The organism is Pseudomonas sp. GL_093, assembly GCF_057837605.1.
Window position 1 is genome coordinate 100,624 of the sequence record NZ_JBYQNN010000002.1, and the last position, 25,408, is coordinate 126,031.

Genomic DNA, 25,408 nt, shown 5'->3' on the forward strand with positions numbered 1-25,408 from the left:
CGACATGATCACAGCGAGTCATGATCAAAGATGCGCCCATAACACCCTGCCCAAATTCCTGAAGTCGCACCCTCAGGCATAATTTCGCACTTGATGTCCGTGAGCGCAGCCGGAAAGGGCTTTTCAAGCGCTAAAACCATTTCATCGGCTTCACGCATCAATCGCTCGCGTTGAGCGGACTGGGGTACTTCCACCGGTAGCTCGTTCTTCGCAAGGTATTCCTGATTCGATGGCATAGAGCCTGTCCACTTGAGTTCGATCAATCTGGATAGGAGCAATCCAGAGCCATTTTGTTGAGCTCTTGTTACGAGCACAGGCTGGCATGCCGTGGCTCTCGGGTCGACGGTCTGGATCTAAAAGTAAGCTTTTTGGACTAGCCCACCCAGCGGAGTTGAGCTCAGGGCAAAAAAAGCTGCTGCACACACAGCGCCAAACATAGCGAAGAAGGCCCCGACATTTAGCACGTACTCTGGCCGCTCCGCACGAGGCCGAGATAGCGTCATGAGGGCCAATGCCAGACCGAGGCCTAATCCTATTGCCATCAAAAAGCGCAAAGCACCGATCAATTGCTCAAATCCCCACTCCATCCCTGATGCTCCTATGAGTTGTTTACGCTGGTTCAATTACTACCCCCCGGCCGCCGGAAGCCCTACCGAACGTGGGTGAGCCGACAGCGGGGATAGACGAATTCAAATTGTATGGAAAATTCCCTTGTGCCGCAGGGTTTCAATAGTTTGAAGGGGTTGGCTGCGCGGCCGTTGTTTTCTTTCAGTGAGACAGCTGGGCGGCCCCCGGTGTGCACGACTCTAGAAGTGCAGAAATGCCACGCCAACTCTTATACTTGACTTCTACATCGGCCAAACTGGCAAAATCTTTCCAACTCTCTCCACCCAGGCTCCAAGCGCGAGAAGAAGCATTGCTGGTCTTCATCCGCCAGTGATCGTCAACGCGCTGCAATCGCATGCTCGAACCTCGGGCGACGAGTGTAAAAGTGTTGTCGTCCAACTGCTGGATACTTGCCATTGCTGCTATCTCGTTAACAGGTGTCAATCTGTGACGATGGGCCAACACACCGCCTATTTGGTCAGAGGATATTATCCTTCCGGATAATATAAAGCAATGTATTATTGCTTTTCAGGATAAGCGCAACGCCCTGTAAACTGGTTTAAACGTTTAGATGGCTAGGCAGCGCGAGGTAGGTATTCCATTTGTTGGGACTCACCGATACTTGCTATTGGTCACCCCACTAAAGCTGATATCCGGGCATGGGCGCGCAATATAAAAAGGAAATATACTTCTTTACATTGGCTGAAATATATTTCACCATCTGGAAAGAACACACGCTCAACATAATTGGTTCGCCCACAAAGCAAGAAGGACCAAGAACCCGCAGCGTATTCAAAGCCAGAAGTTCGAGGAAATGAGCGATGGCCAACGCCAAATCAGTGTTCAAGCGTCGCAAGGTGGCAGGTGTACCCCAGGCCGCAGGCGATCACAGCAAACAAGGGTGGTTGTGCGAACTGGAATGTGGCCATTCGACCATCACGACAGGTCGACAGTGGCGTCGCCCGAAAACAGCGCTCTGCCCACTCTGCCCCTAATCAACTGCTCAAGGAAGTGACCGACCATGATCACCCAAATTCCACAAGATGAGGCCAGCATGCAGGCCAGCTTTGATACCCTGCACACGCAAATCCATGATGCGATCATGGCTGACCATGATGCCCGATGGATGCAAACAGTCGGCGGGTTTTCGAGTCGCCGCATGCCCGAGCAAGGCATGTTCGTAAAGACCGGCCCGCATGGTGGCTCGATGCGCGGTTCAATCGGCTGGGTTGCCCAGGTTCGTCTAAAGCAGGGGCAGTTCGGCTCGGATAATTACATCCTGTGCCATGCGGGTAATGGCGGATGGGCAATGCAGCACTCGAACAACGTTTTCTATCCGCTCACCCCCGCCGAGGTTGAGCTGGTGCGTCCGTACTTTGCTGATTGTCTGCCGGAGAACGAGGACTTCAGTCGTGGCTACACCCTCGGCAGCGAGGTAACACGCGCTATTGGCTTCCTGATCGATCCGTCCGAAGGGTTTGAGCCACGCGGCGGCGAAGGTGCCCGAATGCGAATGACCACCATCGGCGCCGATGGTGGCAAGACCCTCACTGAAACTGTTTTCCTGTAGGAAAAGCCGTCCATCCCGACCACCAACACCCCGCTTGTGCTGTATTGGTTTCCGACAATAGATGTTGACACCGACCAATAGTTTTTTACGTAAAGGTGCCCTCAAAGCCCCTTGTTTGAGTACCGCAGAAAAACTCCTGACCGATGCTGAACCAGAGGTGACTGCGCATGTTGTTACCAAGGAAACCAGGTACAGAATTAAGAGAAATTGACCTATGAATGACGTTAGTAAATTGCCACAAAAAGAAAATGGCGAATCTCATCTTGAAGAAGGTCTGAAGCGCATATTCGCTGCTGTATCTGAGTACGGACCTGAGTTGTGCCGGAGTTATGAGGGTGTTCCTGAAACTGCCGTGAACATTCAGTCTGCGTTCGCAGAGCACGGTTACAGCCTTTCCCTTGGCCAGGCTGAGGAGGTATATGCCTTTTATTCGCAGAGCAAATGGGCCAGCTGGCTTGTTGGTGGCTGCCCCACACTGGACGGTGCCAAAGAAATGCTGGCTGAGTTCACTACCGATATTCTCGTTGGTGAAAATCACTGCGAGCTGTAACGCCGATCACAGCTTCGAGGATCGGTGCGTCAAAATAGTTTGTTCGTCACCAGCACCCCGTCAGATTGATCAAATAGATGGGCGCGCCCGACTTTGCCGTTTGGCGAAGTGAGTAACCGTATAGACCTTTAAGGCATCGTGAATGAAATCAATTGTGAACCCCATCGCGCAGCAAGCTTTACAAAGGGCACTCCAGGCCGCGCGAATGGCACCAAAACCTCGCCAGAAAACAGACAGCCGTACCGCCGATAAATTCGTTGTCAGAGGCTACGCAGAGCTATTTACGGAATTGGTCGGCATTGGTCGCCATCAAGGGCGTAGCGCAAACTCAGAAATGGTTGCCGCTGCTCTTGAAGCCTTGGATGGGTTCAAAAGGTCAAATAAGTTGCTGCAAATCCAGAGAGCCTACCTTGGTGACGATCTCGCCAAGCGTGTGCTTGAGGAAGTGCCAGATTTTGATATCAAGGTATGCAAAGAGGATCGTAATTTTGTTATTCGCTTCCCGGCTGAGGTTCGCGATACCGTTCGTGAGGGTGTAAAGAATGTAGACCCTGATGCACTGGGTACCCGTGAACAATCGATGAATGAGTGGCTACTCGGCGCGCTGGTAACCTGGGTAAAAATCCAGCGCCAGCATTACGCGTTACTGAGTGCCGCGATTGCGCTTGATAATGACCTATTGGGTAGCGATAGAACGGCCTAAAGCCAGTCACTCGGTTGATCGGCGCATCATCGCCCCCGCTGGGGTTTAAGCAGCAGAAGGACGCCATGTCGGCGTCACAAAGAAAAGGCGGAAATTCCAATGGCAGCAGCGTCCCCTGAAGACGAGCGTCGCATCAAAGAGTACCGACATGCACTGTCGGACGGCCTTGCTGGTGATGAAGATCGCTATACCTTGATCAGCATGTCTCAGCTCAATGGGATGACCAATCCTGGTGTGGCCCACTCAGTACACGACCATCGTTTGTATGTGCTGGTGGACAACTCAAGCGAGAACCATCAACCAGAAAACGTGCAGTGCTTTTTGTTAGACACCGCGAAAGAGTTGTCGGAATTCTTCCGAACGTTTGTTGTTCCGGATCAATCCTCGCGTGCGAAAACGATGTGGGGCGGGAAAAAACGTGGGCCGATCATTGCCTATCGGTTCAAACTTGCCGACTCGCCGGACTATCTCCACCCGTAGAAACAGAGGAACGGTTACCGGAGTACTGAAGGTGGGGGGGCGCCAGCACCGGTTGCGTAATTGCATCGATTTGACCACCCATTTGCATTGCCACTGACCAACCGTTTGTATTCGACTTGACCAACCAATTGCCCAGACAGTACAACCCTCCAGAACCAGCGCTCAACTGGCTGTTTCGATTGGGCGTTCATGAAGAGCATTGAAAAGGAGTCAAACCATGTCATGGAAGCTATCCAACAGGTCACTTGAGCAGCAGCTTGAAAAGCTCTTCCAGAAGGATGGAATTGATATCGGGAAGCCCGGGTTTTACGACGAACCTAATTTTCTGAAAAAAGAGCAGCGAGATCCGCGATATCTAGAGAATTATGCACGCTATGTCGAAGCTCGCTCATACGATGCTGACTATCTGACAGTAGCCAAGCGGAAAATCGATTTTGCCGTCCAGATGTTATTTGCAGCGGTAAAAAAGGATGGTCGCCTAGGTGCCTGTGTTGATGTCTCAGGCATGCTTGGTCGAATGCTTGATCGGCTCGGTATCTGGAACTATGTTGCGACAACATCGTTGACCATCGATTTCCCTGCCAGCGCCCGCCGCCCCCCACAACATTTCTGGACTTTTGATGTTGGCTCTTTCACCGCAGCTCATGCGATTGTCGTTGCTCCACCGTTTTGCGTGGTGGATGTCACTGCTGGGCTTCAGGCGTACGAGCGACCGGCTCACAGTCACCTTCCAGACTATGTCGTTTCCGAAACTTTTACGTCGGCCAGTTGGGAACCTGAAGATCTCATGAATCATCAGATGTTACTTTCTATACCGTTACAGTATGGGAGCTTCGGTACCTTTCTCAAACGAACCAACCCTCAGATGTTGTCCGTGATGGAGGCCCTCCCGGCAAGGCAGATTTCCCACGGAGAGACAACGCTCAAATACATCATTGTCGCTGTAGGCGGAACCATCGAACCTCTGGAGGGAGTCGTGGGCTACAAACCATGTGGACGAACAGCCCTCACCATTTTCGAGGAGGACATATTGCCTTTCGTTGACTAACCCTGTTTTTTTACGATTAGAGATTTGCCTGAAAATTAAGCCACGCCTGTCGCCGTCCCTAAGGTTTTAATCGCCACTAACTTCGTAGGCAGACTCGACGGCCTCAGTGCTTGGCGACGCAACCCCCATCCGGAGGGGCACCCGCTGACTCACATCAAATGCAAACAGTGGGTCAGCGCAAATGCAAATGACTGGTCAAGTTACATGCAATTGCGCACCAGCCGGGAGGAGGCGGCCGGGGCGAGAATGCCCCGGTGCCAGTTGGTGTACGGAGAGGTGCGTTATGAGTCGAGGGATTCAGGGGATGCGTCCTCAATCACGGCACCCACAGCCCAATAGCCAAGCTTCCGAGCCGCTAACCAGCGTCGGGCGGTTTCGTCGCGCCACTGTTTGACCTGGACGATATAGCGATCTTCGTCTGACAGGTTACTCAAGAAAGCCATCAGCGCATTGCCCTCATCCAGCAGTTCTTCCACAGTCAAGCCACCCATCAGAACACCGCTCACCAGCAAAGCGCGGGCCTGTGCGGAAAAGCGCGCCGTTTTACGGCCGTCATTTGCCGTGCGCACGCTGAAGATGGCCAGCCAACTTAGTAGATCGGCTTTGGCGCGAAAATCCCGAATGCCTGGTACGTTGAGCGAGTACCCGTCAGAGGACATGGCAAGAGCAACGCCGACGACGTAATCCCTGTAATTCTCCAGCTCGGGCATGACTTCCTTGGTGAGCTGGCCAGCGGCAACCAATTTCTGGTCACTGACCCGCTGTATGACCACTGGCGTAATGACCTGGGCTATACGGACGTAAACTTGCTCCGGGCTCAAATACCGCTGGGCCAGATCCAACACCTTTTGAGTGCCGGCAGTCGATGCAATCATGCGCTGCGCTTGGTGAATAGCCGCCGAAACCGATTCATCGAGCTGGTAATGCAGATCGAGCCGGTAGCGTGGTAGCGGTTCAGTCAGCATGTGGTCAGTTTCAGTCTTCGCACTGGGTGTGCCCATGGCGGACAAAACCGTTTGAGGGATGTCGTCGACGGTGAGCCAGTCATGGAGGCGGACGTAACTGATTTGGCGCTCATAGAAGCTGGGGCCGCTCAACCGGTCAGACGCTGCCGATCGTGGACGGAGTTGGCCATCTACGGTTACTGCACCAGGGTGAACGTCCATCACGTCATCTGGGAAACGGCCGTCATCGAGCACGACGCCTTCGATGGCCACCAAATCGGCCGGGGTCATCGTCACCAGGTCTGCCAAACCTTTCGAAACAAGGCGGCTGATTTCGGCCTCGTGGTGCTTGGCATCTGGCGCGAGCGCAAACATTTGTTCTGCCCCGTCGTACTCGACGTAAGTACGGTCGGGATAGCGAGTTGGTTCGTTCTCGACGTGATCGTACGTCACAAAGCCACCGCCTTCTGTAGCGAAGCTGATCAGTCGACCCTTGCCATCGCCGGGCTTCACGTTGCGAACTATCCCGTGCTGAGGAGGGCGCCCACTCAAGAGTGCCGCCATTGTTTCGGAGAGGCTGTCGTCGCGACTGATCACCGGTACCAGTCCGCGAATCTGGTGGTTGATGATACTGCGGCCGCGAAACACCCCCGCCTCGTTGAACAACGAGATGACTTCATACCCCAGCGGCACCAGCTCCTTTTGACGCACCGCGTCGAGAAGCGGTTTGCTCGATGCAGGAATCAACACGTCGCGGACGTAAGCATCACGCAGCGCGCTCATGTCTGTGAACGAAGCGTACTTAGGTTGGGATTTCAACGCGTCAAGAAGCTCCGGCCGCAGCTGGTCGACAGCAGTGACCAGGTTGTCCCAGATGAAGGTTTCGCCGGTACCGGAAATGGCGTAGCTGAACCCAGGCGCGCCCAGCGCCATCAGGTCAGAGGGGGTCAACTCGGCGAGTCCGTGTGTGGCCACGTGCACGGCCGGGCTCAAGCGATCTGGGCGCAGGGTTGACGGTGGGAGAGGGCGGGCGGTAGCCCGGCACGCATCTAGATTCCCGAGGTGGAGCTTGGCCGCGAGGGCATTCGCTTCTTCGGCCGGAAGGTTCCAGTGCTGAGCAATGCGCTGGCCGACGGCCTCGATCACTTGCGCAAACGCAAGCGGGAGCCCCTGATAGACAGGGCCGTATGTCCTGGCGCTGCTGAGCATATCGCCGTATTTGCCGTAACCAATGAGCACGGCAAAGCGTTCCTGCACGGCGGAGAGTTTGTCCACGCCATTGGGATTGAGCTTGCGGAGTTGGGCAACGGCTTTTTTGATCCGATCACTTTCAAGGTCGGACGAGGTAACTGGTATACGAAGCATGTGGATCTCCCATGACAGGGCACGTGTTTCGGCACAGGAGCTGGCGGGCTGTGTTGGGGGTGTGCGCTGACTTGTAGAGGTCGAGGTTCGTATCCAACAGGATGTGGTTTGCAGGTGAGGCAGGTACAGCACAAATGGTTTCGTATCCGGAGAATTCGCTAACGCCAGCAGCACCGAACGAAACCAGTCCGGATGCCGCGAATGGTAGTGACCTGAAAATTATTGTCAAGCGAGATTGTGCAAAGCCCCGGCCGGTATGGGGCTCGGCGAGTGCCATCCACTGCGGCCTGCATCGATTTACATGTGATTTGCTACAACCGACGGCAGGAAAAGAGACCGCGATTGCGCCAATTTATCTTGAGAGAGCAGGGGAGGCAGGAACAAGTTGGGGACGGTTCTCCGCAGGACCACGGAAGAAAATTCACTGGGCTTCAGCGGTGTCTTTTGAGCCTGGGCAGAGGGAAAGTCCCGCTCGAATGTTTGCTGTTTTGACTAAGAAACCTTTGCGAACAAGCACATCAAGTCGAGCATTTATGGATGACGTAGTGACGCCTTCCATTTGGGCTAACTCCACTACGGTGGGGCTTTTAGCATGGGTGCGCACGTAATTCAGGAAGTGGTCGAAAGTTCTCCTCTGCGCAACGGATAACACATCGCGGGATCGTTCCGCACGTGCATCCCACTTCAACGCCTCGATGTTGAACCAGTCTGCGACGGCCTCCCCTTGAAGTGCGTCGTCGGTGTTATCGGTAGCTCTGGAGCGCAAAAGAGAAGCGGCATCCCGCAGTGCCTTTGCGCGAGCCTCCATTTGCGAAACCGTTAGATCCGCAATGTCTTCGGTGATCGATTTGGTGTGCAAGGAGAGATCCCTTTTTCACTAGCGTGTGGCGAATTGGGGAAAGCTTACAGCCAAGCCGACGATGCTAAAACCTGGCACATTGTGCAGGGCCAACGGAAACCGTGCCTAACAGCAGGTGCTGCTACGTGAAAAGTGAGCATCCACCTGGTGCTACCCCGTGTGGATTTCACGTAGGGCCGCGTACTTCAACAACAAATCTATACCATCCCCAACGGGGTTTTCTTTGAAAGCCCGGCGCGTCCCCCTGTCAAACTCCGGCCGCCCCGTCCAACGCTGGCCACATTCCAACCTGACAACCTGGTCGACTCGCTCCACCGCCAAGGCAGCGTGCGCGGCCCGGCCGTGTACCCCCCAATCCACCGGCCGAGGAGGGCGTATTACCACAACAAATCTATACCATCCCCAACTAAGCTTTCCTTGAAAAACCAGCGCGTCTCCCCTCAAAACCGCGTCGCTTTTCCCCCCTCTGGAGCGCGGAGCGCTCCCCTTGGCCGCATTCCATCCCCACACCTGGTCAATCCGACCGGCTGAAACGCGGGCGCGCTTCTTCGTCACCGAGGATGCCTTCGGGAACGAGAAAAGCTTTTCTCGGGAACGAGGAGTAGGGGAGAACGAGGGTATTCGGCACCGTTGATTAACGGCACCGAAAGAATCACAGGCGGGGTGATTTGAACTGGGCAACGGCGGCAAGCTTCAATTCATCGGTAGCGACTGGTACCCGAATAACCGAGAACCATAGTTTTTTCTCGCCACCATCTTCCGTTTTGGAGGTGACACATTTAGGGCAGTTTTCTCCCATGCTGCCCCAGTAGTCCTGCACAAAGGACTCACCGAATTTATCGACAGCATCGGCATGCGTGTAGACGTTCTTGCTGATTGGCGCATTACCGTCAATCTGCTCGATCAATCGGAACCGAAGTTCATGTTCGGCACCGGAAAGATCATTCTCGGGATCGGATGGAATCCTGGCACCGAGAACATCCGCCATCGAAACATTCACACGGTTGGCCATGGCTGTATGAGCCACCGACACACACAGCTCATCAAGCAGATCCACCATCTTCAGCAGATGGCCTGCTTTATCAGCAATCTCGTCAGGAATGAAGTGCTGCAAATTTTCGACGATATGGCCAACGACCATATCTCGCAGGGATGAATGCGTCAGTGCAGCTGGCTTTTCGTTAGCGGGGAGTTTCTCGGGATCGCTCATAAAAATCGTTACCGTGCCGTACATTGCCGTTTATTCGGTATAGATACATAATACCAGCGTATCCGAGAAAAACCCACGCCACCGAGAATTGCTTTTTTCGGCAACGAAGAAGCGGCCGATCCGCACCAGGCAGTCCCAGAGGGGAGGCCATAGGAAAAGCGGGTTGGATAGGGCGGCGCGCAGCGCCGGGTGGGGCGGACAGAACGGGGAAGAAAGGGAGCCCTGTTTCTCACAAAACACTTAGTTGGGGATGGTATAAATATATGGAAGAATCTACGCGAAAGGGCCTCGTCATTCAAGTCAAAGGCCTCGGGGTTCCAGTACAAGTACATTCGACCAGAGTCTCTTCAGGCTTCGAACTGCGCTGGTCATCAGATCCAGACGTGGGCGACAACTCCCCGGCGCACGTCCTCTTCGATCACCAGGGCCTGACAAACTTCCTGCGCTTCGCCGTCGACCCCAGCTTTCAAGAGCCTGATCTGATCGCGTTCACCGCAGTAGAGGTGCCGGAAGGCATCGACCACATTTCCAAAGCCGACTGCTTGGCCTACGGCATCTCTGCCGAACACTGGCAAATCGTGCGCTGCCACGTCTCCATCACCGGCAGCACCGTGCACGGCCCTGTGACCGACAAACTCGCTTGGGTCGGCACTCGGCAGGAGTACTTCGAGAACGCGCACATCAACGAAGCCCACGAACATGCCAAATCCCGGGACATGAGTCGGGTGACCGTTTTCACCACACAGGACGGTGGCCACCTCTTGCGCGCGGCCGAGGGTTTCAAAAACCACCAGCGTCAGATGCGCCCGTCGCTGCGCGCGGCCGAACTGGTGATGGACCAGCTCCAGAAGCGGGTCATGGATACCGACCTGGAGGGCATTTCGTCTGAGCACGCACTCCACTTCCTCAAGCAACTCCAGACCGCATTCGTGGCCGTCGACTTCGAGCGTGTGGCCGAGCTTCAGGATTTTGGTTTGGAAAACGTCCAGATGATCCACGTGCCCGAGGTCGCGCCAGAACCCGTTCCGACACAAACCTCCCCCTCAACTCGACTGCATTGATCGGACGGTGCCTGCATGAACAACGTCAACAACGATCCATTGCCTTCCTACGTTGCGAAGCGGATCGGGAAAAATCCTCAGTCACTTCTGAATCTGGCGAAGAACCTCGCGCACTTGGAGATCACTGCCGCGATCCCCGATTGGTCTCTGAACGACCACAAAGTCACCATTGCGGCCATCTTGGCGGCTGAGAGCTATTCAACAGCCAAAACCACCCACAACATTTCCAACTACGCCGCGTTAAATCCAACCCAAGTCGCACAGTTTGCCTTGCACGTGGAGCACCTGATCGCCGAGGGCAATTTGCAGCGCAATTGGCTATCCGGGCCTGCCCAGGTACTTGTGGCGGACATTCAGTCGATCTCGAATTTTGCAAAAGAAGCTCGCCGACTGGCTGAAAACCCCGGCGCGCACCTTCCAGTGATGAGTCAGGTACCAGGCGAGCTCACAGCCGCCCAACACGCAGCGGCCATGGCACTGAAAACCCATCGCCAGCTGCTGAGCGCTGGCGACAACACTGCCACGGCTCACATCAAAGGAATTTTGATTCCTGCCTATGCGAAGGCTTTCCCCTACATCGCCAAGCACCTGGAGCATCTGCCGGTTGATTGGAACGGCTGCACAAGCATCGACACGTTTGATGATGAAACAGACAGCTTGGACAGCCTGTACGCGCACAGAATGGATGGAACCAAACAAATGATCACAGTCTTAGCCACAACAGATGACGCCACATCTTTCAACGCCGCGTTCAACCGCATTGGCGTGCATCCGGAATCCTTCGACTCTACTCCGACTGTCCAACTCAATGCCGCCAACAGCGCAAATGTCGAGCTTGCTGGCGCTGAGCTGAAGGCGGCGAGCGCGCTGCGCACCCACCGCCAGCTGCTCGAAGCAGGCGATAACACAGCGACCGGTATCCACTACCACCGGGAGCTGCTGCCCGTGCTGGCAGAGGCTTTCCCCTACATCGCTCGCCACCTCGATCAGTTGCCTCTGGACTGGAACGGCTTCACTGGAACCGGCCCAGACCATCACGAGGGGACCAGTGACGAAAATTGCCTCTACGCCCACGGTGTCAACGGGATGATGACTTACGTCACCGACTTCGCTAGCGCAAAAGATGCCTCGGACTTCAGCACTGCGTTCAACCGTATTGGTGGACACGCGCAATCCAGAATCCCACGACCGGCACCGGTTGTGTCGCTTCCAAAACCTTCTGGCTTCCTCACCGACAAACTGGTTGACCTGGCGAACCCGCTGTCCGCTCAACCCGAGTCCGTGAAAAAAGCATTCATGGATTTCGGCTTCGACGGGAAGTTGTATGAGGTTCGCTGCGAAGGCACTGACAGCATGAACCGCCCCTTCACCGAGTCTGTTCAATGTCTCTCGGCCGAGTCTGCCTGCATTGAGCAAAGGAAATTCGAGCACTGCCACCCCAAAGCTTTCGTGTTCTCCAGCGTGGTCGCAGGTCAGCAGCCCACCGGGCACGACTTCATCGCCGCTCTGGTTGAGTTGGCGAACGGTAATCAGGACCTGGCGGCGCAGGCGCTGGAAAACAAAGGGGTCACAGGGGTTATCCAAGTCATCGATGGCGCATCTGTTCTGCGAACCTTCGATGACATGCGCGCTACCCGTGCAGCGGCTCAAGCGGCCGCACCTGTAGAGCAAGTCCAGCGCCACTCGCCCCGTATGGGGTAAACCGCTGCCGATCAATTGCCCCGGTCGTCCGGGGCGACGGCGGTAACTGGGCGCGGCTCAGGTGCCCACGCAAACGACAGGTACACACCATGATCATTGCATCTCGTAACGGCACGATCTCCGCCGCAACACTGATCCGTGAAACAGCCAAGGTCTGGACTCTGGAGTTGAACGGTGAATCACGCACCGTTCAGATCAGCAAGTCAGACACCCACCAACAAGCGTTCGAACGCATGTCTGAGGCCTTGGTGTGGGCGCGTGCCGATGCGGACACCATTCAACACTTTGTCGACCTCGAAGAGACCGAGTTAGCCAAATCCATTGACCTGCCCGAGGCGACTCTAGAGCAACTTGGGCTTGGTGATCTGGGGTTCGACCTTCCGTTTACGCCCTTGTTTTGCGCCATGGACGACGGTTTTGATCGCCCTGGTGGCTGCTGGCATTTGTTCGAAGACCGTCCTTCGTTCAACACCACCACCCGTTTTTGGGATAACGAAGGCAATGCATGGGAAATCGGCCTGGACGCCACGGATGATCTGACGGATACCCCCGAATTCCAGCACTGGGTGAAGCCCGCTTTATCGCTTGTCAGAATCGTCGAGGTCGCTGCTGGCCAGCCTCAATATCACCACATGGCCTACGTGCCCGTGTCCTCTCGGATAGCGCCTCACGAAGCTCCCGCCGAACACCCCTATGACGTCTACGTTCGGACAAAAAGTGAGAAGGAGGCGGCCGAGGCCGCTTGCATCGCGTTCGCTGAATTCTGGTTACCGGCACGACTGCGCAAAGCATTCCAAACGCTCAAAGAAGTAGAGGCGCTGAACGATGTAGCGCTGGGTTATGACGTTCATCTCTGCCCTGAAATTTGGAAACTTAGCGATCCCGTGAGGCACGCAGCAAAACGCGCCCACCTATTTTTTGCCTCCAACAAACGATTCCGTGGGCTCGTCGAAACATACAAGCGCGCCCGTGATCACGCGGACAACGCCGAGTGGGATGTCGACCAGCTTGAGGAGCAGAAAAAACAGGATTACGCCGACACTTATGCGCACATCGAGGCGGAGCTGGTAAGCGGGTGGAAAGAGGAATGCCGCGCCCTAGGACTGATCTAGGTACGCGGTTCATCTCGCACAAATGACTAGGAGTATCCCAATGAATACCGATCCAAACGATGAACAACTCTTCAAGGGCGTGAACAAGGCAAATCCCCCGAGCCATGATCATCTGGTGCCTGGATGGACTCCACCTGAACCACCGGCCGGGTTTCGAAATCTGGTCGCGATGCTGGTGCCCTTCATTCAGGGTGGTGGGAGATCATTCGAGTGGACACTCGACTACCTGAATACCGAAACGGCTGAATTTGCTTCCGAGACCCTCACTCTGGATCTGCCGTGGCCATGGACTGCGGGCTTCCAGCCTCAGGCCAATGACTGGGATTCGATAGGCATTCCTCACCTCATGTAATCGCTCAACCATGGCTGCGAACCTCCGTCTGCGCTAACAGGAAACGTCCATGCTTAATATCCTCGCCAAGTCCGCCCTTGAGTCTGCCGTAGTGCTAGACGCCCCTCTTGCCCGCACGGGGGAGCATTTGCTGTTCCATCCGTTCGTTCGTAAGCCGGTGGCGTTTTCCGCCCTCACAGGTCATCAAGCGCAAGCGTTATCCGCGCTTGGCTGGGGCAAGGACGCGGTCTACCAACCTGAAAAGGTGGATACCTTGGCCATGCTCCAGAGCGTGTGGCCGAACTTGCGAGATGTTCGGCCTGAGACGATTGCTCCAGTGCTCAACGAGCAGGGGATTGAGCTGGCGCTCAAAGGGCTACCAGTGCACTTGAGGCGTCGAGGAATGACGTGGACGAAAAGCCGTTGTAAGGCTTTGGGTCTGCACTCGCTTGTAGCCTTCATCGACCAGGGTATGCCTGATCTGGTTATGAAATCGGATCACCCGCTTGCGCCCACGTCGAACGAACCCACTGTGTTTTTGCGTGGTGACGATCCGAGCAAGGCATTCCTGATCACCGGTGATGAGCGTTCGGGCTATCGCCTGCATACCTTCAGCACTGGCGAAAATGTTGTTCACTCCCGTCATGCCGACACCATGGAGGATCTATTCCGGCCGGAACCTGAATGGGGAATAGAGGACTGGGGCTCGCTGGATGCATTGCTTACCGCGAGCCCGGTTGAGCCGGATGTGTTTTGGAACGCGCCAGCACTGGAGGGTTACCCAAATACGCGGAACAGCCTCCTCGACATGCTGGATGAGCGCTACTGGCAAGCCCAGGTACAACAGGATGGCGTTGGCGCTCTTGTGGGCGTGGCCCATGACCTTTTCCAGCGTCGGTTTCGCGACTCAGTTACCACCCCATGGCTGGTCAGCGTTGGCGAGCAATACGGTCTGCGGTTCGATACGCCAGCAGAATTTCGCATGATGACTGATGCGTGGACTATCGCGGAGCTCGATGATCAGACGGTGATATCGGAAGTGTTTCCGATGATTCGCGAAGAGCACGATTCCACGCTCGCGCACTGGCCTGATGATCGGCTTCTGGCTCTATGGCGAAGCGGTTTCGAGGCCGTAATCCAGAACGTTAAGCGGATGCAGGACACCGGGGTAGGTCAGGGCATCATCCGCAACGGCGCTATTGTGTCCGATGTCACCCCGAATGAAATTCGAGAAACGCTGCATCAGCACTACACACCTGGTGTGATTAACAGCCTAGAAGACGCCGGTAAAATTGAGTTTATCGCGAGCCCGCATCATCTCCCTGAACGGTTGAAGCTCAACTACTCGGTCGCTGACTTGGAGGGCATTGCTGGGCTCGAACACAACGGCAAGGTTTACCTTTGCGCAGACCGAATCAGTCGTGACCAGATCGTGGGGCTGTTCCTGCACGAGGTTGGTGAGCACGCCGCGCTGAATCGCATGCTTGGGCCTGACTATGGCCGCCTCGTTACGCAGTTCGAGCGCTTGCTACAGAGCGGTGATCCTTATGCGAGGCGTTCAGCTGCACGTGTTCCACGATCAACACCGGCCTACCAGATTCCGAGCGAGCGTCTTGCCTATCTGGTGGAAAACGTGGCCAACGAGCGGGCCGCCATGAAGGGGGGCGAGGGTGGATACGCGCTCGGTCAAGAGTGCTTGGCCAACCTAAGAGCGTGGGTCTTCCGCTCGCCCACCAGCCGGTACCTGGACAAGGTGGGCCAGCTCGACGAATTCCAGCTCAACTCGCAAGACATCGCCGCGCTTGCGCGTGAGGCTGTCGACTATTACGCGCGCCAGTTCAGCCCTGAGTTGCGCGATCAGCCAATCAATAATTCATGGGCTGAGGCGTTAGACCAAGAGGTGCTGGATAAGCTGTACATGGCCACGCCCGAAGTGCGTAAGCAGCTGCTCGGCGACATGTCGACGGAACAGGCTTTGGGCTACATCTACGCGCTTCAAGCTCTGAACGCCCCAGCGGTTGGAGCATCGGTTGATGAGTGGTTGGCCATAGCCGCTGAAACAGCAGTGACGGGGCCGGATAACCTTCGGGTGCTGGCTGGCCAGGTTATCGCCAATCACTCCAAGATCCAGACACGCGACCGCCTCAGCCAACAAATCGGTCGCCAAGGGTTTGCCATTTGGCAAGACGACACTTCATCGCTGGATGACCAGAGTCCGCGGCATTTGCACCTGGTGACCAGATCTCAAAAGTTTGAAGGCTTCTGGCAACTGACCTCCTACGACCCGGCGAATGGGCCACTCGGGGACACGCAGCACAAACACTGGGAAGACGCATTGGCCGCCGTGAGTCCTACCGCCCACTTTATTCCCGATGATGAAGCGCTTGCTGCCCTCAAGTTCTTTTCAGGCCACGCCCCTTCTAGCACTTCCCCTGCAACGCAACCTGCAACGGACCTGCTCCTGTTCCACGCTTCCCCGCAGTCATTCATTCAATTCCTCAACAGCGCCTCGGGCGATCTGCTGTTCAATACGGACAAACCGGGCGATCTGGGCAATTTGGCCAATGAGGGCGCAAACCGCTACCTCTACGAGGTCACCGCCACCATCAATCAAGAATTGCTCATCCAGTCAGAACGCATGATGCTGGATCAGGCGGCAGTGATGGATGCACTGCGCGAGCATGCCCCCGAGTTGGCGATAAAGGCTTCATCACTCACTGGCGAGGCCTTCTTTCGGGATCTCGTGTCCACCTACGGCGGTGTAGCACAGGCCAGCGCGATACTTGATGAGTTAGGGATACCCGGCATAGTCCGACAAACGTCGGCCGGAATCGCCACCGACGATAGCCGTTTTACCGACTCAGGCTCCGATGCGCAGCGGGAACAGTCAGCGTTTGCCGAGTGGTTTGGTTCGAGCCAGGTTGTGGACGTCAATGGTCAGCCACTGGTTGTTTTTCACGGCACTACAGCAGACATTGCCGAGTTCATCCCACAACACGGCCATGCAACCGATCAAGGCGTTACCTTCTTCACGTCCAATCCTGAGTTGGCCAGCGACTACGCCATGGGCGGCATGGACAGAGACGTGGCGGCGGCACAAACGAAGTTGCTGGAGCGGATGCGCCAGCCGGATTACGACATGTTCAGCGATGAGGCGGTAACGCTTGAAGCTGCGCAGGCTCAAGCGCTTGCTGCACTTGAGGCAACCGGTCAGCCTGCTGGTGCGAACGTTATTCCCGCGTACCTGAGCATGCGCAACCCTCTGGTGGTCGCCACTGAGACCATGACGTATACGCAGCAGCGCGAGTTGTTCGACCGGGCGGCTGCGGCTGGCCACGACGGTGTGATCATCCGTGGCACCAAAGACGGTGCATCAGCGCGCACCAAAGGCATCACCTCGGACGTGTACGCGGTCTTCAATGGGTCTCAAATCAAGTCGGCCACTTCCCCGCATTTTGCACATGAGAAACCGCGTCTTTCATTCGCAGGCCCTTTGGCCATCGGTCATGACGCTGAGGCACTTTTGCTTGCCAGAGAGATGGAACAGGCTGGCGAAGATGCTGAGCTGATCCGTCAGCAAACCGCATGGTTTAAAGGCGTCGACGGAAAATGGCGCTACGAGATCGATGACAGTCGAGCCTTCATCAAAGGCACGGGGTTATTCAAGGAAGTGTTCGCTCGACGCAGTTTGGCGTTAGAGGCGATGAACATCGATGACAAGCTCCGTGTTTCGGATTTGATGTACCACCCAACACTTTTCGCAGCGTACCCCTCTGTCGCCAGGCTTGAAGTCCGGCTGCTGGTGTCGCCCCCGGACGATCAGGGGAAAATTGTCTTGGGCTCCTTGGCCGATGACGGCGTTAGCCAATGGGTCGAGATCAATACAGTGCTCCCATCTACTCGCGCGTTGGGGGTTATATGCCACGAGCTTCAACACCAAATACAGAAAATCGAGGGGTTCGCCCGAGGTGGAAGTGTTGGAGTTCTGACTGATATCGATCTCACTAGTTTCCGATATGATGAGTTGGACCGGGAAATAACCACCATTTTGGATGCTCATCCAGAAACGGCCGAAATTTACGCACAGTACATGTCTCTTCGTCGTGAAGCGCAGGAGCGCGATTGGGAGCCTGTGATCTCAGCCCAAGTAAACGACGCTCTGGAAGCGCTGATGACGCAACTGGGTGGGGAAGAGCTCTTTAGCCTCATCTTCGACAAGCAACTGGTCCTCGCCAGCGACAACATGGTCAGCGCGCGTGAACAGTACAAAAGGCTTGCCGGTGAGGTAGAGGCCCGAAACGTCGAACGCCGCCTTTCGAAAACGGATGTCGAGCGAATGGAAATACCTCCGCTCAAGACCGCTGATTATGCGCCAGCCGATCAAATTGTCGTTTGGAACACAATCGGTTTGAGATCCGCAGTGATCGAGCAGCTCACCAGACCAAAGAGTCTGGCGGCAATCCAGCAAAGCCAAGAAGCCAGGCTTTCGGTACTTGAAAATCCTGCCAGGGAATCGGAAATCAGATTATTCAATCCCGCTCAGGTTCGAGTGCACAGCCGTACCGATCTGGTGGAAGGCACCAAGGAAATCATTACGGCTACGTCGAGAGCATCGGCTGCGAATGAGGCCCCGGCGTTTCAAAGCAAATTCAACAAATCAGCCGGGGATTTGTTAACCCCAAGGCTGAAACGACAAGTCGGCGCGCATGAATCGCAAGACATGATCGAAGCGCTTCCGGGCGTGATTATTCCTCTTGGTTTCGATGAGGCGGCCAGCCATGTACGTGCCGCACGCGAAGCCTCTGCTCAGCGGCAACAGGCATGGGTTGTAGAGCTCAAATCACGCCTTCGCCAGTTGAAAAACGCGCCTGACGCTCAGAAGACGTTGGTCCAAAGTAGCCAGCGGGCGCTCACTGACGCCATTGCGCGCCAACAAAGTCTCGCCAAACTTCCAGATCCGGAAAGCTCGCACCATATGTCGTGGGATTCGCCTGTGGCCCCTGAGGCTGCGGCACGGCTCTACACAACGCTGCGCCTACAAGTCGCGGGCATGACTGGCCGTGACGTCTTTGCGGCGCTCACACGCCACACAGGTAGCCCACAGGGCGCTGCGACAGCCTTGGCAAGCGCTGGCATCCTTGGGACGCACACCGGTTCTGCCAGTGTTTTTTGGGACAGTTTCACCATGCAGCTCGCGGATGACCTGTCGCACTTACATGCGCAAGCAAAGCTGCACCTGGCGTACCACGGCACCCAGCACTCCTTCGATCAGTTCAGCCTGGACAGGATCGGGACGGGAGAAGGCGCACAAGCCTTTGGCTATGGTCTGTATTTCACAGAGAGCAAGGCACTGGCCGGGCATTACCAAACCCAGCACTTGGAAAACGCCTTGCTGTACGAAACACACCGGTTCCAAGGCTTGACCGAATGGCAGGATCGGATAATTCCGGAAATAGTTCGACAGCATGCCGATCAGATAGGCGATCCGGGTAACTTCGACATTCAACTTCGGCGGTTGAGCTACATGAGTGTGCACCAGAGCGCCAGGCTGGATCAGGCACTCACAGAACTACCCGAGCAGCAGCGCGCGGTGGTCGATAAGGTATTGGCAGGCATCATGAAACTCCCGAGTCGATACATCACCGCGTTCTATCTCATGCCGGAGGGTGGCACACGCACGATGAAGGCTTGGGCGGACGATGCCTTTAGCCAGCAGCGCTTGGGGATGAGCCTGGTGGAAAGTGCGCTGCATTGGCGCGTGCGGCCGGGCATGAGTGAGGGTGAGCTTCAGGAAGCGCTGAACGACCTGGTGGAAGAGAAGGGCGACGTCCAGTTCTGGACAAAGCAAATCGACTCACTGGAAGAAAAACTGCGCGGCAAACCCGACGACGCCTATTTGAAATCACGGCTGCAAGATGCGACCTGGGGAATGAACGAGGCAGAGGCAGTACGCGCCGCATTTGCCCAAGAAAAGTTTACGGTTTGCCCACCCATTGGCATGGGGAACGTCTATGCCGTTGAGATCGATATCGATGCCTCGAACTACATGAGGTGGGACAAGCCATTAAGTCTTCAGTCCGGATCGGTCAAAGAGTCCATGGAATCGCTGGTGTCCTCGGATCGAATCAGCGACGTCTGCCGTGCTGCATTACAAGCGTGCATCGAAACCGACGGCAAGGGTAGCGACGTTTACAAAGCCCTAGCCCAAAGAACCGTGACGATGCTCGCCAATGACGCCGTTACAGAGGCCGCTGTTTCCGGCCTGCTCTTGGAGCACGGCGTTCAGGGCATCCGGTACCCCGAAGGGCAAACAGCGCAGCAGGGTACCCCTCGATTCAACTACGTGATCTTCAACGAGAACGCCGTAAACATCGTGGGAGAGACCAACAAGCCTATACGGGAAGGGGTGGAAGTCCCGCTCTACGACTACTGCGACATCGAGCTACTGGAAAACGCTCAGGTCGAAAATTTCAGGCAGCACCAGTCATCAATGCGGATGTAGCGGGAGGGCGGTGGCGGAGATCCTCCGCTGCTGCCGGTGAGGTTGGATTGATTGGCTCTGATGCAAAGGAAAAGAAAACCATATGCCCACCATGTTCAAGCGTGTTCATGCTCGATGCGAACTGATTGCACAGCGCGTTGGAAACTCACAATTTTCTGCGCACTGCGGTTGGTTAATCGCGTGTGCGACCACTTCAACGCCGATGAGGTTTTACCAGAGTGGGTACGATGGCCAATTAATTCCGCGTAGGTGGCGACGCCGCTTCGCACGTACTGAATGGCACCGCGCCTGGCTATCAGGGTACATGCTCATCTATCGCCAAGAAGTTGAGTTCTACGGCGTATGCGAACGGGACTGGATTCGCTACCGCAAGCGATTCCGTGAAAACCGCTTGTGGCCGGTCATGAAGTGCCTGATGGCTCCATGGAGTCGGCCCATTCGATTTGAACAGGAAACCTCGCAAAACTAATCTGTTCGATCAGGAGTTGTTCAAGGTCACACGAAATATCAATGACATACGATTTCCAAGGAACTCCAATGGCAGAACCGATGTGGCAACGCTGGAGAGCTTCCAGCTGGACGCGAACCGACTTGGCTGGCGCGAGTCAGCCACACGACGATCAGGGAGAACCCTGCGGGGATTTCTGGTTTGGTTGGCCGCCGTACTTCACAGGCGACAATGCGGATGTGGGGCATCCGGACAGAGTGCTGCGGAAACGATTCAAAACGCCGGAGGCGGCCCGTGCTTTTGTTGATAAAATCTGGCCGCTTGGTGAAGGGGCTGGCTACTCGTGTGATAGCCCGAGTAGCCAGACATCTTAAACATCAGTTTTTACTTAGAAGCTCAGGTTTAACACTGATCACAGCATGGTCATTGGCCAATTTCTGAATAGCAATGATGTCCGCATTGGACAGGCCATTTTGGTAGCCGTCGAAGGTCTCCCGAATCAGGCGACTACCAAAACGACATTCCCCCACGCATCGCAAAGACCACAAATAAGCATCTGAAAAATTGTTCGTGGTTTTATACAGCCGGGCAAGGAGCCGAGGCGCATCCAAAGAACCTCTTTTCCATGATTCGACCAAATAGCCTGCCGCTCGACGAGTGTCAGTCGCTATATAATTGCCCTCGCTGAGAATCCTGGCAGCCATAAAGTAGACTTTTCGCTCATTCGTCCCAAATTGACGGGTACCAAGCATCTCTTCAAACTTAGGGTCATATTCAGAATTCGTCCTGGCTGCCCATACGTCACTATCTACCAACTCCAAAAACCTAGGAGCGTATTCAACCTTCGTCTTCACATATTTTGGGTCGTTTAAATCCGCACTGTAAAGTTCCATAAAGGCATCGGAATTCTTCTGTTCGAGAGCATGCACCAACAGTGTTTCCGGAACTTTGTCTTGATAGAAACCCTTTGGACAATTGTTTTCGAATCTTATGCCACAATATCTGAACTGCTCCAAGTCCTTAGCGTATATCTGATAAGCCATCCAAGGGTCTTCAGCGGCCAAAGCCTTAGCCTTAGCCTGCGCCGCATCAAAGGCTTCTTGTCGCTCATCAGAACAGCCCCCGAGAAAAAGAAAAACCGCCGCAATGAACATCCCTGTGGTGATTCGTTTTAAGCGGTTCAATGTAATCACCGTTTCAAGTGTAAAAAGTCAGCGGCCGACTGCACCGCTGTGGTTGTCTTGGCACCGAAAGACCGCATGCTATTGAAGAGATCACCTGTAGTTTGCACTTTGGCTCCTTGAAGCACGCCAGACTCCTTAGCCGTTCTAACAAATTTAATCGCCAAATACACACGATTGACCAAGTCATAAACTGCACTGTCGAACGCCATCCACTCAAGCGCGGTGCTTCGTACCTGCTCCCAATCATCGCCACGAACAAGGAGGGAGGCCGCGATTTCACCGACCTGGATAGCCTCGAAAGCGGACAGGCCAGGCTCGACCATTAGCCCCAGCAAATAATCGACAAAATCCATTTCGCGGCTTGGTGACCAACTACCCATATAGCAATAGTCTTGTTGATAGGAACTGTAGTGGCTGACCAGTGACGGAGAGGTTATCGTAGAAAGCTCAGGATACAATGAAACTAGTTCCGCAGCCTCATCCCGCAAGTCATCAGAGACGACGTCTGCCGAATCATTCAAGTTGTCGAGTGGTGTTTTGTCGATGGTTTCCCAAAGCAAAGCCAAGTTGGCTGCACCAAAGCGTTTAGCATCAACAGTGGTAATACCCCATGACGACTCCAACGCAACTACTTCGGCATAAAGCTCGGATGAAATAGGCTCGAATCCCGTCGAGAATCCAGTCCTCTCCAACCGATTCGAAACGTAATGACCCAAAGGCTCTTCTGCGGCGCGAGGTAAAGAGGGGCGTGAGGGCAGGGCAGCAAGGTCAAACTTAGAGCGCAGCCAGTATGATTGCCCCTCATACGAGAAATCGCCACTGGACGCCACAATGTCGCCATTGTACGAGAAATTGCCATTGGACTGTACTTCGTCACCGATCAAAAGTTTAGCCAGTACTTCATTAACGTCATCTTGCGACGAAAGTTTGACTGGAATAATCGCGTTGAATGGCTCGTGGACAACTGCAAAATCGAGTGTAAACCCAACCTCAGTAAACGAGTTTTCGGGTGTTAACACTTTGAAAGGTACCGGAACAATCCCCCAATCTGTAACCGCTTCGATTGGTGTCACCCAGCACGACTGGAGAAGTTCAATTACAGATGACGAATTCAAATCACCGTCTTTACGGATGGAACCTTCATTATCCTTAACTAAGGCTACTAATTTTTCAAAAACGAAGACCTTGCCAGCCTCGACCATGTATGCGCGATCAGGAACACCTTCTAGCGCGCGCAGCTCCACCCGTAAAGTGTCATCCGGATTCCCGAAATACAGAGCCGCCTCATCGGTTATTACGCCGTAAGGCAGAACAGGCGGAACTGGTGTATTTGACATGACATAATCCAAGAAAATATGCTGATGGTTGATGTTTAGTTGATTTCAGTATGAAATATATTTCCCAGCAGAGCAAGAAATATATTGCTCATAATCAATCGAAATCTTTAAGTATTTGCTTAACCTTTTCACGCGCCCGCATATCGTAGATCTTGGTCGTCGACAGGTTTTTATGTCGTAGGGCGCTTTGCGCTGCGAGCTCACCGACGTCATTGATAATCCTGGTCGCCATTGTTCGACGAGCATCGTGCGGCCGGACTAAGTAGGGCAGACCAGCATTCAACGAGCGCTCCATCATCAGCCGATAAATCGTATCGGGCTTGATACCCGTCTTCAGGAGACGCCCGTTTTTCAAGATGCGACAAAACACAGCACCTTTTGGACCGAGAAACTTATTTCTCACTTCCAGCCATGCAGTCAGATGCTTCACGGCGAGCGGGCTCATCGGTACCAGAGAAGCGTGTCCACCCTTTGCTTTAATCTGGAACTCGGCATCCTGAAGGTTCACGGTTTCCACTTTGAGACTAGCGGCCTCCGCGCGGCGGATGCCCGAGCCGAAGAGGAGGGCGATCATAGCCGCGTCGCGCAAACCCTGAATTCGCTCATCATCCAAGCAGTGTTTCAACAGCGCATCTCGCCATTCATTTCCTACTTCGCGCCCACGGCCGATAAGGTTTTCACCACCAGGTGCCTTGATCTCTTTGAGCATCATGTACTGATGCGCGCCGATCAGGTGACGCATGAAACATGCTCGCGATATCCCCCTGACTACATACAGGCGTAACGACGTAGTGTTTTTGGTAAGGCCTTGCTCTGACCAGGCATCCGTCAAAGTGGTGAGCATGTCACTGGTAAGCATGTGCCAAGGCAACTGCTCGACCTTCAAGGGATGGCCCGATCTATCGCTAACGGGAAAGCCTAGTTCGTCCGCCAGTTGCTTCATGATGAAGCGGACGGTCATTTTGCTGGAGGGTTGCAGGCTTCGCATGAAGGCTTTGCACGCTTCTTCAACCGCACCGATGGTTACGTCGCCAGGATTGGTGACGATCCCATCTGAAGCAGTAGAGACCTGGACAATCTCCGTCATCCACGTGTCCGACCGTTTCATTGGCGATGATTCATAAAAAAGCCCATGACGTATTTGCTGAACGTTTGCACGCTTTTGAAATCCGACAACCGTTTGAATGTGTCCGAGGTAGGCTCAGGCCCCGAAGGGGTTGCAGCCAATGATACCGACAGAACACGGTCGTACGCTCCGGTCAGTACCAGTTCATCCATCGTGAATGAACCGATCATGGGGCGACGCATTACGACTTTAACCCCTTTGGTCGCCATCCAATTGATGATCTTAACCATTTCCGTCAGTGCCTCGCGCTCCTCTGCACGGTAGACAGGAAACAAGTGGCCGCGCGACAACACAGGCACGCTTGCTACGTTGATGAGATCGTAGAAGTTGGTACCCGGTGTAGACGGGGAGTAGATCGCAAGCGCCAGCACCGGCCCTTCAGTTTTGGTTCCGCCCCACAAGAGGTTTTGACCCTTGAAATCGAAACCGTCCGCGTTATCGAAAGTGATTAGCTTCCGACCTTTGGTGCCCACGACGCAGTCAAGCATCAAGCCATATCGGCGCTTGTCTTGAAAAGCTGTAGACCCAACCAGTCGACTTTTAAGCATCAGCATGTGCTTCATATCGATGCGGGTTTCTAAATAGTTGCTAGCAGGAACACGGTCAACCAAAGCGTAGCGCCCGGCAACCTTGCGAAGCTCGGCAAATTGCTGCGTGAGGGTTTGTTTACCGTCCGCAGAATAACTATTCAGGCCTGAAGCCTCTATCAAGGTCATGAGCATCGACACTTGGCGATGCTGTTCTTTCTGGACAGGGCCATCAGCGCCAGCACTCCGGGATCGCTCGACCGCTTCGCCTTCAGATACTGACCGGAACTGACCAATCAGTTTGAGCGGGGAGTCGGGGGGAAGCATGACCGCAAGCCGCTCAGAATGGCTGCGCGCGGCACCTGGGTCGCGGTCATCTTTGACAAACTCGCACCCGTCCACATGGACATGGGTCTCAGGATTATTCACTACCGTGACAATGCCAGAGCTGCTGTCGAGGCGCACATGCATAACTGGAAGCATGTCGCTGCGGCATTCACACGCCAGCCAGTGACCATCGGAGCGAATCTTGAGTAGAGCTCGATTCGCGTTCAGAAGGTGGTGCCCGGTCAATGCACCTGCGTGAAAGCGGTGGAGCTGTTCAAGCTCGGCTTGGGTCAAGGTGCGTACCTGGTTCCCATTCTTCTCCATCAACCGCATGTGCACCTCCGGCACTAATTAACTAACAAACTAACTAACCTACTAACTAATTGAATTCGACGCACTGTGCTGCATTATGAGAAC

Annotated in this window: 18 protein-coding genes; 10 read left to right on the forward strand and 8 right to left on the reverse strand. The window is 54.8% G+C overall.

Features of this window, described 5'->3' with window-relative positions:
• Positions 1–8: 8 nt before the first annotated feature.
• Positions 9–236, reverse strand: a complete 228-nt coding sequence (locus tag AC3IUE_RS33240; RefSeq protein ID WP_489269634.1) for a hypothetical protein — start codon at positions 234–236, stop codon at positions 9–11.
• Positions 237–1,627: 1,391 nt separating this feature from the next.
• Here AC3IUE_RS33240 and AC3IUE_RS33245 point away from each other — a divergent pair.
• The 5 genes from AC3IUE_RS33245 (at position 1,628) to AC3IUE_RS33265 (ending at position 4,957) form a co-directional block, all read left to right on the forward strand.
• Complete coding sequence (locus tag AC3IUE_RS33245) at positions 1,628–2,176, forward strand: hypothetical protein (protein ID WP_489269636.1); 549 nt, start codon at positions 1,628–1,630, stop codon at positions 2,174–2,176.
• Positions 2,177–2,390: 214 nt separating this feature from the next.
• On the forward strand, positions 2,391–2,726 hold the full coding sequence (locus AC3IUE_RS33250) for a hypothetical protein (RefSeq protein ID WP_489269638.1): 336 nt from the start codon (positions 2,391–2,393) through the stop codon (positions 2,724–2,726).
• 142 nt (positions 2,727–2,868) lie between these two features.
• Complete coding sequence (locus AC3IUE_RS33255; RefSeq protein WP_489269640.1) at positions 2,869–3,429, forward strand: Arc family DNA-binding protein; 561 nt, start codon at positions 2,869–2,871, stop codon at positions 3,427–3,429.
• Positions 3,430–3,528: 99 nt separating this feature from the next.
• Entirely contained in the window at positions 3,529–3,909 is a 381-nt protein-coding gene (locus AC3IUE_RS33260; RefSeq protein ID WP_489269642.1) for a hypothetical protein, read from the forward strand.
• Between the two features lie 217 nt (positions 3,910–4,126).
• The gene (locus AC3IUE_RS33265) at positions 4,127–4,957 is read left to right on the forward strand and encodes a hypothetical protein (RefSeq protein ID WP_489269644.1); all 831 of its coding nucleotides are present in this window, start codon (positions 4,127–4,129) and stop codon (positions 4,955–4,957) included.
• 281 nt (positions 4,958–5,238) lie between these two features.
• Here AC3IUE_RS33265 and AC3IUE_RS33270 read toward each other — a convergent pair whose 3' ends face one another.
• From AC3IUE_RS33270 to AC3IUE_RS33280, 3 genes are all read right to left on the reverse strand, one after another.
• Positions 5,239–7,266 carry a hypothetical protein gene (locus AC3IUE_RS33270; RefSeq protein WP_489269646.1) on the reverse strand — a complete coding sequence of 676 codons (2,028 nt, stop codon included), beginning with the start codon at positions 7,264–7,266 and terminating at the stop codon, positions 5,239–5,241.
• 421 nt (positions 7,267–7,687) lie between these two features.
• Complete coding sequence (locus tag AC3IUE_RS33275; protein ID WP_489269648.1) at positions 7,688–8,125, reverse strand: LexA family protein; 438 nt, start codon at positions 8,123–8,125, stop codon at positions 7,688–7,690.
• Between the two features lie 652 nt (positions 8,126–8,777).
• Positions 8,778–9,335: a hypothetical protein gene (locus AC3IUE_RS33280; protein ID WP_489269650.1), complete on the reverse strand. Its 558-nt coding sequence runs from the start codon at positions 9,333–9,335 to the stop codon at positions 8,778–8,780.
• Positions 9,336–9,598: 263 nt separating this feature from the next.
• On the opposite strand from AC3IUE_RS33280, the gene AC3IUE_RS33285 reads away from it, so the two are divergent.
• The 5 genes from AC3IUE_RS33285 (at position 9,599) to AC3IUE_RS33305 (ending at position 20,042) form a co-directional block, all read left to right on the forward strand.
• Positions 9,599–10,396, forward strand: coding sequence for a hypothetical protein (locus AC3IUE_RS33285; RefSeq protein WP_489269652.1), 798 nt, complete (start codon positions 9,599–9,601; stop codon positions 10,394–10,396).
• Between the two features lie 15 nt (positions 10,397–10,411).
• The gene (locus tag AC3IUE_RS33290; protein ID WP_489269654.1) at positions 10,412–12,097 is read left to right on the forward strand and encodes a hypothetical protein; all 1,686 of its coding nucleotides are present in this window, start codon (positions 10,412–10,414) and stop codon (positions 12,095–12,097) included.
• A gap of 89 nt (positions 12,098–12,186) precedes the next feature.
• Positions 12,187–13,209, forward strand: coding sequence for a hypothetical protein (locus tag AC3IUE_RS33295; protein ID WP_489269656.1), 1,023 nt, complete (start codon positions 12,187–12,189; stop codon positions 13,207–13,209).
• 40 nt (positions 13,210–13,249) lie between these two features.
• Positions 13,250–13,561: a hypothetical protein gene (locus tag AC3IUE_RS33300; protein WP_489269658.1), complete on the forward strand. Its 312-nt coding sequence runs from the start codon at positions 13,250–13,252 to the stop codon at positions 13,559–13,561.
• A 49-nt stretch (positions 13,562–13,610) separates the two neighbouring features.
• Positions 13,611–20,042 carry an ADP-ribosyltransferase-containing protein gene (locus AC3IUE_RS33305; protein WP_489269660.1) on the forward strand — a complete coding sequence of 2,144 codons (6,432 nt, stop codon included), beginning with the start codon at positions 13,611–13,613 and terminating at the stop codon, positions 20,040–20,042.
• A gap of 825 nt (positions 20,043–20,867) precedes the next feature.
• On the opposite strand, the gene AC3IUE_RS33310 is transcribed toward AC3IUE_RS33305, so the two are convergent.
• From AC3IUE_RS33310 to AC3IUE_RS33325, 4 genes are all read right to left on the reverse strand, one after another.
• Entirely contained in the window at positions 20,868–21,674 is an 807-nt protein-coding gene (locus AC3IUE_RS33310) for a hypothetical protein (RefSeq protein WP_489269662.1), read from the reverse strand.
• Between the two features lie 5 nt (positions 21,675–21,679).
• On the reverse strand, positions 21,680–23,011 hold the full coding sequence (locus tag AC3IUE_RS33315) for a hypothetical protein (protein WP_489269664.1): 1,332 nt from the start codon (positions 23,009–23,011) through the stop codon (positions 21,680–21,682).
• 94 nt (positions 23,012–23,105) lie between these two features.
• Positions 23,106–24,098, reverse strand: a complete 993-nt coding sequence (locus tag AC3IUE_RS33320; RefSeq protein WP_489269666.1) for a site-specific integrase — start codon at positions 24,096–24,098, stop codon at positions 23,106–23,108.
• Positions 24,099–24,115: 17 nt separating this feature from the next.
• Positions 24,116–25,324, reverse strand: coding sequence for a DUF8534 domain-containing protein (locus tag AC3IUE_RS33325; RefSeq protein WP_489269668.1), 1,209 nt, complete (start codon positions 25,322–25,324; stop codon positions 24,116–24,118).
• Positions 25,325–25,408: the final 84 nt, after the last annotated feature.